Annotated in this window: 5 protein-coding genes; 4 read left to right on the plus strand and 1 reads right to left on the minus strand. The window is 62.2% G+C overall.

Annotated features, from left to right (window positions below):
- On the plus strand, positions 1-543 hold a 543-nt coding region (locus IEY49_RS20730; RefSeq protein ID WP_189012254.1), incomplete at its 5' end, for a PAS domain-containing protein.
- A 484-nt stretch (positions 544-1027) separates the two neighbouring features.
- Positions 1028-2449 (plus strand): sensor histidine kinase, encoded by a 1422-nt coding sequence (locus IEY49_RS20735; protein WP_189012256.1) that lies wholly within the window; start codon positions 1028-1030, stop codon positions 2447-2449.
- A 40-nt stretch (positions 2450-2489) separates the two neighbouring features.
- Here the strand turns inward: IEY49_RS20735 and IEY49_RS20740 are convergent, their stop codons facing one another.
- Positions 2490-2906: a response regulator gene (locus tag IEY49_RS20740; protein ID WP_229780959.1), complete on the minus strand. Its 417-nt coding sequence runs from the start codon at positions 2904-2906 to the stop codon at positions 2490-2492.
- 1075 nt (positions 2907-3981) lie between these two features.
- On the opposite strand from IEY49_RS20740, the gene IEY49_RS20745 reads away from it, so the two are divergent.
- Both IEY49_RS20745 and IEY49_RS20750 read left to right on the plus strand, forming a co-directional pair.
- Positions 3982-6426 carry an ATP-binding protein gene (locus IEY49_RS20745; RefSeq protein ID WP_229780960.1) on the plus strand — a complete coding sequence of 815 codons (2445 nt, stop codon included), beginning with the start codon at positions 3982-3984 and terminating at the stop codon, positions 6424-6426.
- Between the two features lie 555 nt (positions 6427-6981).
- Positions 6982-8181 (plus strand): benzoate/H(+) symporter BenE family transporter, encoded by a 1200-nt coding sequence (locus IEY49_RS20750; RefSeq protein WP_189012262.1) that lies wholly within the window; start codon positions 6982-6984, stop codon positions 8179-8181.
- Positions 8182-8302 lie beyond the last annotated feature (121 nt).

Raw genomic sequence — 8302 nt, forward strand, 5'->3', positions numbered from 1 at the left:
AGCCGCCAGATGCAGGTGGAGGACGCGCACTACACCCTGCTGATCCGCGATATGAGTGACCTGAACGAGAACATCGCGGCGCTCGCGCAGAGTCAGTTGCACGCCCAGGCGCTGCTTCAGGCCATTCCGGATTCACTGTTCGTCCTCTCCAAGGACGGTCTGGTACTGAACTACAAGGCGGACTCCCTGCGGCTGGAGCGCAACCCGGTGGGCCGCAGCGTGTACCAGCTGTGGTCACACAATGCTGCGGCGCTGATCATGGTGTACCTGCGGCTGACGTTGCAGGGTGCTCAACGCTCACGGGCTTTTGTGCTTGAACCCCCCGTGGGCAGCGAAGGTGCTCAGGAACTGGAGGGACGCATCACACCGATCGGCGTCGAGCGCGCCCTGCTGGTGATCCGGAATGTGACACTCGAGCAGAAAGCCCCAGTGGCCCCCGTGGGGTCGGACCGCGTTCCCGTAAGTGAGGACGCAGTCACGCAGATGCATGATCAGGATGTCATGTCGTTGTTCGACCCAGACAGCCAGGAGCCGAACAACTGACGCTGGGCCTACTGACTCGCCACAAGTGCGTCCACACCTTTCAGCGTGGCAATTTCCGTTGTGGGGCCAGACGGTTCACACTGAAAGGTTCTGCCTCACCTGTCTCTCCTTGGCCATGGGCCTGAGCTGGTTCTACAGCAGACCCGCCATGATCAACACCATCCCCGCCCCGAACCCCGATGGTCTCGTGTAACACCACCATCAACGTCAACAAGGCAAACACCGGATCAAATGAAAACACCATGGCGGCCTCACTGGCGCTCACCAGGCGTTGCCCCCACCGTCCACAGGGGGTATGGAACGGTATCAAGGAGGACACTCGCGTCAAGTGCATCGGACATCGGCACGCCGCAGGATAATGGCTGGTTGAACGAAGAACTGAGCGAGCCGTCTGGCTGCCGGCGTCGGCAGCAACCAGGCTTACCCTGGAGCCTCTTTCAGGCAGAACAATGCGGACTGATTGATCGGTCCTATACTCTGCCGAATGACCGACGACCCCGAACGCGCATCGCAACCACACGATGACGTGACATCTCTTCCCCGTACGGGAGCGAGTGAAGCCCGGCGTCACGTCGGCGCAGCCGGAACAGAACAACGTTCAGCCCTGGAACGCATCATCACCATCGGGCAAGGACAGGCGGACATCAGCGTGGCCCTGCGTCAGGTGGCCGAATCGTTGCGGCAGCAGGAGCAGGAGAGCACCAACTCGGCGGCGGAAGTGCAGGCCCTGATCAACGCAGCCCGCAAGCAACTCGCCGCCGTGAAACACCTTGAAGGGGTGGTCACCGCCGCCCTCCTCAAAGTGACCACCACCCCCATCGAGCACATCAGCCTGGAAGTCCTGCAAGGGATCAACACGACCGCTCAGGAACAGCTCGCCAACCTGGAACAGCTGATTGCTGAAGCGCAGGACAATACCACCTCAGCCCAGCAGGTCGCCGAGCTGGACCGCATCGGGGACACAGTTCACACGGCGCTCAGTGACCTGGAAGCGGCTGAACTCCCTGAACCCGTCACTGCACTCAGCAGCGTGGTGGACAGGACCGTTGAAGAGATCGCCAAGCTCGACTTCGACACCATGTTCAGCGACCTGACGCAGGCCGCAGCGCGTCTGGCCGAGGGACACCTGGAAGAAACCGTCCCCGAGCCACGGATGGCTGAAGGCATTGCCCTGGCGCGCAGCCTGAACCACATCGCAGCGTCCATGGCGAGGTCCCGCGAGGAGCGCCTGCACAACCACCGCGACCTGGAAGGGTTCGCCAAAGCTGCCGCGCATGACCTCCAGGAACCGCTCAGAACGATCGGGATGTACGCATCGCTGTTGCGCCAACGCTACGCGGACGCCCTCGACGACCAGGGGAAGCAGTTTCTCGATGTGATTCAGGATGCCGTGAAACGCGAACGGACGTTGGTCCATGACCTGCTGGAATTCGCGCGTCTCGGTGCGGCGCGAACGCATCATGAGGTTGTCGATGCCAGGGTGCTGGTGACACAGGTGATTGAAGAGTATGCGTCATTGATCGAGGCAACGGGCGCGACAATCACCGTGACGTCCCTGCCCATGGTTCAGGCGGACCAGACCGAATTTACGCAGTTGTGGCGCAACCTGATCGGAAATGCGCTGAAGTTCAGGCGTCATGATGTCGCACCGGTCATTCAGGTGACCATGACGCAGGAAGTAGATTCCTGGCATTTCGTGGTCACAGATAATGGGATCGGGTTCGATCAGCAATACGCCGAGCGGGTGCTGGGCATGATGGAGCAGTTGCAAACCACGCTTCGCTTCGAGGGAAGCGGCCTGGGACTCGCCATTTGCAGGAAGATCGTGGAGCAGGCCGGCGGTCAGCTCTGGGTGGAGTCGAAGCTCGGCAAGGGCAGCGAGTTTCACTTCACCTGGCCCGCCTGAAGCCAGGGTGATCCGAAGTGATGGTCTTGATTGCCGGGCGCTACATGGCGAGGCTGTCGGTTTGAAGCCAACGGGTGGTCAGGGTGTCAATGAGTAAGACGAAATCCTCAAAGTTATGCGGTTTCACGAGGTAATCGTTCGCGCCCAGGAGCGCGCAGGCTTCACGGTCCCGCTCGGCGGTTGAGGTCGTGAGCACCACCACAGGGATCTCGGCCAGACGGTCATCTTCTTTGATGGTTTTCAGCAGTTCCAGACCGTCCATCTGCGGCATGTTGAGGTCAGTCAAAATCAATTGCGGAACACCCTCCGGCCAGTGGGCGTGGCGGCCCGACCGATGCAGAAAGTCCAGCGCGTCGCGTCCGTTGTTGACAATGGCCACTTCGCTGTCGAATCCGGTGACCTCAAACGCGAGGGAGGCCATGAGCACGTCGTTTGGATCGTCCTCGACCAACAACATTCGTGGAGCGTTCTTCATGACTGTCGCCCTGAGGACAGGAGATCCAGAGGGTAAAACCGGGCTGACATGCTGAAAGCATAGTTCATCGTCTTCACCAGATCTACATGGAAGTTGAGGCTGCAAAAGGGCTTCAGGGCGCTTTTAGAGGGCAAGGACGGTGGCAGCGGGCGCTGGCGGGGATATTGATCTGAGTTTCACCCAGAAGCACCGTCAGGCGCCCCGGGATCAGTGGGAACACGGCAACCCAGCGCCGTCCAGGCGCGGTGAGCTTCCTCCCAGCGACGTTGCGCGGTGGCGGCAATGCCGATATTCAAACCTGCCATCTATCTCCGTTCAGGTCATGGATACCGTTGGGGCGGGCAATGCGTTGTGCGCAGGGTTGTTGGTGAGCGCGAAGGAGCGGCCAGAAGTGGCGTGGACTGAGCACCTGCGCCGCGGGTTGCATGCCGCCGCTGCATGCAACCATGCTAGAGCGTATGCGCCCACACCAGAGAACCTTAGCGATCTGTAAGTGGCCCAGGCGCACCCTCAAACAGAAACCAGTCTCAAGACTAAAGAGCGTTTTGAAAGGTCACCAAGGTGATTCGAGGGGCACATCATGTGCCTCGAGACCCTGAGTGTGACTCGCGGGCAGCGCCGGAACACGGATCGTCAGCCAGATGCCCGTCGCTTTCAGGCGAGGGAATAAGCCTCGTGGTTGGGATCGCCTGGTCACGAGGCGCCAGCATGACGAATGCTGCTGTAGCTCGCCGCGTGCAGACACGCAGCGTCACTGCCAGCAGGTGCGAAGGTCATGCCTGCTGCTGACCGTGGGCATCCTGCCTGGGCGTGGACTGGCGCGGGAGAGGAGGGGGTGATTGAGCAGGTATGAGAAGGGAGAAGTGCCTTTCCGAGTACGTTCATACATTTACAGATGAAGGCCCCACCGAGTACATTCTTAAATGAGACAACACTCAAACGCTCGAACTTTGGCACTGGCTTCCGGAGCGCGAAGGCAACAGCAACACTCGCCCCTTCCACCAACGATGACGTATGCGTGAACAATGGCCCCAGGGTCTGCGTCTTATCCTGCCGCATGCTCGATCCATCCGCTGGAGACGCATTGCTCCCACCTGATGTGTTCCCCCATCTGGTGTGGACGGTCGACATGCGGGGAGACGTCCTGTGGGGCAATCACGCCTGGCACACCTACATCCGCAGGAGAACGCATCAGGGTAGGCTCAGTTTCATCGACCTGCTGGAGCCTGAAGATCAGCACGACCTGACAGTCCGGCTGGCCGGGCACGCTCCTTTCACACTGGAGCTCAGACTACGCAGCGGCGATAACCTGGTGCACTGGTTCCGGGTGCATGGCCAACCCCAGCGGTCTTCGCCGGATGGTCGTTCCACCTGGGTGCTGACTGGCGTGGACATTGACGACCTTCAGGCCGAACGTCAGCGCAGTGCCCAATTGCAGGCCATCGTAGACGCGAGTGCCAGCTGTGTCAAAATCCTGGATCTCGACTCCCACCTGCTCTGGATGAACCAGGGTGGCATGGCCACCATGGAGATTGACGATTTCGACGTGTGCCGCAATCTGCTGTGGCTGGATTTCTGGGAAGGTGACACGCGCGCGGTAGTCGAAGACGCGATCAACCGGGCGCGTGGAGGCGAACACGTGACCTTCGAAGCGGCCCGCACAACCTTCAAAGGCACGCCAAAATGGTGGGAAATCAGCATTACGCCCCTCTATAACGCTGAGGGCCGTATTGACCGGCTCAGCGCAGTGTCACGTGACATCACGGCATCAAAAGCGGCTCAGGAAGCGGTTGCCGCTCTGGATGCCTTTGTGGCGTTCAGTGAGATTGCTGGTGTCAGCACCGATGTTCTGCTGCTCGCCCTCCATGCGGTGGCGGTGCTGCGGAGCACTCTCGGAGACGTCACCGTCGCTTATTACACCTTACACGGCGACCTGTGGAAGGCCCAGGTGTGGTCGGACGATCTCGCTCCTGAGATCACAGCGGTGCTTGCTGCGGGGATTCCAGTTACCGCTCCCAGCTTTGCCCAGGCCCTGGAGACGGCCCAACCCGTCTTTGTCGCCGGCTGGGACGCAGACGCCCAGGGGGTGCCCCGTACCGAGGAGTACGGCGCGGCCGCGTTCTCTCCCTGTTTCGTGGCTGGGCACGCACAGGGGCTGCTGGCCATGGGCACGAAGAAGGCTGGTCACCTCAATGAAAGGGAGCAGGCGGTGTTCCGGGCGGTGGGCCGCAGTCTCACGCTCGCGCTGGAACGTGCGGAGGTCGCGCAGCGCATCATCGACCAGCGGACCGAGCTGGCGGCCCGCACCCGGGCACTCGAAGGCTTCGCAGCCCTGACGCATGACCTGACCTTGCATCCAGAGCGGGAGGTCCTGCTGCGCCGGTCCATGGAACTGGTTCTTTCGTTGGTCCCCACAGGGTACGCCGTGTACTACCAGCGGCAGGGGAGTTGCTGGTGTGCCACAGCGCAGGTCGGGGATGTCGGCTCGGCAGACCTTCAGGCCGCCATTGAGAACGGCTTCCCCTTTGGACAGACACCCAGCCTGGATAATCCCTGGAAGACGAAGGAAGCACTCTTCCAGGATGAGTATGACCACACTACCGATGTGGAGGCCTCACTGGTGCAGCACCTCCGGACAATCGCGACCCTGCCAGTCATGGTGGAGGGCAGGGTGCACGGCATTTTTAATGTGAACCTCTTTGAATCCCGGACCTGGAGTGCGGCAGACCGCGCGGTGCTCACCAGCATCGCCCACAGTCTGGGGCTCGCGATGGACAGTGCCCAGGGCGTCATTCACCTGGCCGAAGAGCGCCGCAAGTTGGAGTCCGCGAATGAGGAACTCGAGGCGTTCGCGTACTCGGTTTCGCACGACCTGCGCACCCCCGTGCGGCACATCGTCGGCTTCGCCGCACTCCTCCGTAAGCATCTCAGCGCCGGGGTGGATGACAAAGCCGCCCGTTACCTCACGGTGATCGACGAAGCTGCCGGGCGGATGAACAGCCTGATCGACGCCATGCTGGACCTGTCACGAACCTCCCGTCTCCCACTGAGAGTAACTCCGGTAGACCTCGGCATCCTCCTGGACCGGGTGAAACTGGATCTGCGACCCGACCTGTCGGGTCGGGAGGTGCGCTGGGAGGTCAGGCCCCTTCCTGTCGTGATGGGGGATCCGGACATGTTGCTTCAGGTCCTGGAGAACATGCTGTCGAACGCCCTGAAGTACACCCGGAACCGGGAAGTGGCCACCATCGAGGTCTGGGCGGAAGAACGGGACCGGGAATGGGTGGTCTTCGTTCGGGACAATGGCGCGGGGTTCGACCCACGGTACGGTGAAAAGCTTTTCGGCGTCTTTCAACGATTACACCGGCAGGACGAGTTCGAAGGCGTCGGGGTAGGGCTGGCCAACGTCCGGCGCATCATTCACCGGCATGGGGGAAAGGTCACGGCAGACGGTTCACCCGGGCAGGGGGCGACGTTCAGCTTCACCATGCCCATGCCGTGACTCCCCAACTTACAGAGTCCGGTAGTAACGCTAATCCTGACCGCATACCTGTTGAAATCCCGGTATCGGACGCGGCGCCACTCTACCAGCGCTTGAGTCGCAAAGAGGCGCGGCTCCGAGAAGAATAGTACGAAGACCTCACCCACTTGGCCCGCCGGCTGAACCGCCGCAAGGTGAGAGGGACCTCAGAACGGATCACTGAAAACACGCTGATCAGCGACCTCCTCCTGAACCATCAGGATGGCCTTGTCGGCAGCACTGAAACGGAACTGCTGGCCAGTTTGCGTCAAGAACTCAAGAGCGCGCCGAGCCGAGCACCTCTGGTAACGGCGAATGTTGGTCCCCATTCATGTCCTGGTTAGATCGCATGCCCATGTGGTGGAGGTGCGGCGGCATATCTTCGCCCTTGTGACTTCCACAATGCCCCTTCCAGGAGCGTCAGCTTGAGTTCAAGGCTCCACCGTTCCCGGTGGGCCACGACGGCCTATGATAGGCAACCCGCAGGTGCGGCGCTGCCTCACTCTTTCGGGCAGTTCTCAAGGTGGGGCCGCCAGAATGCCTGACAGGCCGGGCATCACCCACGCTGCGCCTTACAGCGCACTGGTGGCCGGGCTGATCACTGTCCTCGTCAGTGCCTCCAGCAACCTTCCCCTGTTTGTGCAGATGGTCGCCGCGCTGCACTTCACGGCGGATCAGGCGGTCAGCAGCCTGACCAGCATGTACCTCACCCTCGCCCTTCTGGGCGCCGGCCTGAGCCTGCTGTACCGCGCGCCCATCATCCTCGGCTGGAACACCGCTGGCCTCGCGCTCCTCATCGCGGAAGGTTCCCGCTTCACACCTGGTGAGGCGGTCGGGGCCCTGATGGCTGCGGCGCTGATCCTCACGCTGCTCGGCCTGACCGGTCTGTTCGACTGGATCGCCCGTCACCTCCCCCCACCCCTGGCGTCCGCTCTGCTGGCAGGCATGCTGCTGCCGTTTGTCCTGCGCGGCCTGAGTGCAGTTCCGGCGGCACCTGAACTGCTGCTCCCCATGGTCGCGGCCTACCTGCTGGGCCGGGCTTTCGTGCCCCGCTGGGCGGTCCCCCTGGCCCTCGTCGCCGGAATGGGCGCTACCGTGCTGACTGGAGCGACGCTCATCGGCTCGCTTCCACCTGCGGGAACTGCCGGACTCTTGAGCTTCATCTGGCCGGTGTTTGACGCGCACGCCATGCTCGTGATTACCGTGCCGAGCGTGCTGCTGGCGGTGGCGTCGCAGCATCTACCGGGCCTCGCGATCCTGAGCGCCTCTGGGTACGGGCAGGTTCCCCCACGGCCCCTGGTGTCCCTGACCGGCCTCGGGGCACTGCTCGCGGCCCCATTCGGAAGTATCACCCTGAATCTCGCGGCAATCACATCTGCAATTTCCACGGGCCCCGACGCCCATCCGGATCCGGCGAAACGGTACGTGGCCGGATTGAGCTGCGCCGCCGGATACGGGATGCTGGGCCTGAATGCCGGGGCGCTGCTTGGGCTGGCGAGTGTGTTTCCAGCCCCGCTGATGCAGGGTCTGGCGGGTCTGGCACTGCTGGGACCGCTGCTGGTGGGCCGTGAGGGCACCATGGTGGCCGAGACGCGTTGGCGGGAAGCAGCTCTGCTGACCCTGGTGGTCACGGCTTCCGGGATCACGGTGCTGGGCCTGAGTGCCCCAATCTGGGGGCTCACACTCGGGTGGGGTCTGGCGTGCCTAAGCGGCTGGCGGGAACGCCACGCGAGGTAACGCCCTTCAGCAACTCCTCGCGCTGGACGATGCGGCGTACACTGCTCGGACCCTCAATGCGCTGGAATCCATCGCGGCGACGGCGGCGGAACTGGCCGTTCTGTTGCAGGACAGCTACGGC

Origin of the sequence: Deinococcus malanensis (assembly GCF_014647655.1) — a bacterium.
GTDB classification, from domain to species: domain Bacteria; phylum Deinococcota; class Deinococci; order Deinococcales; family Deinococcaceae; genus Deinococcus; species Deinococcus malanensis.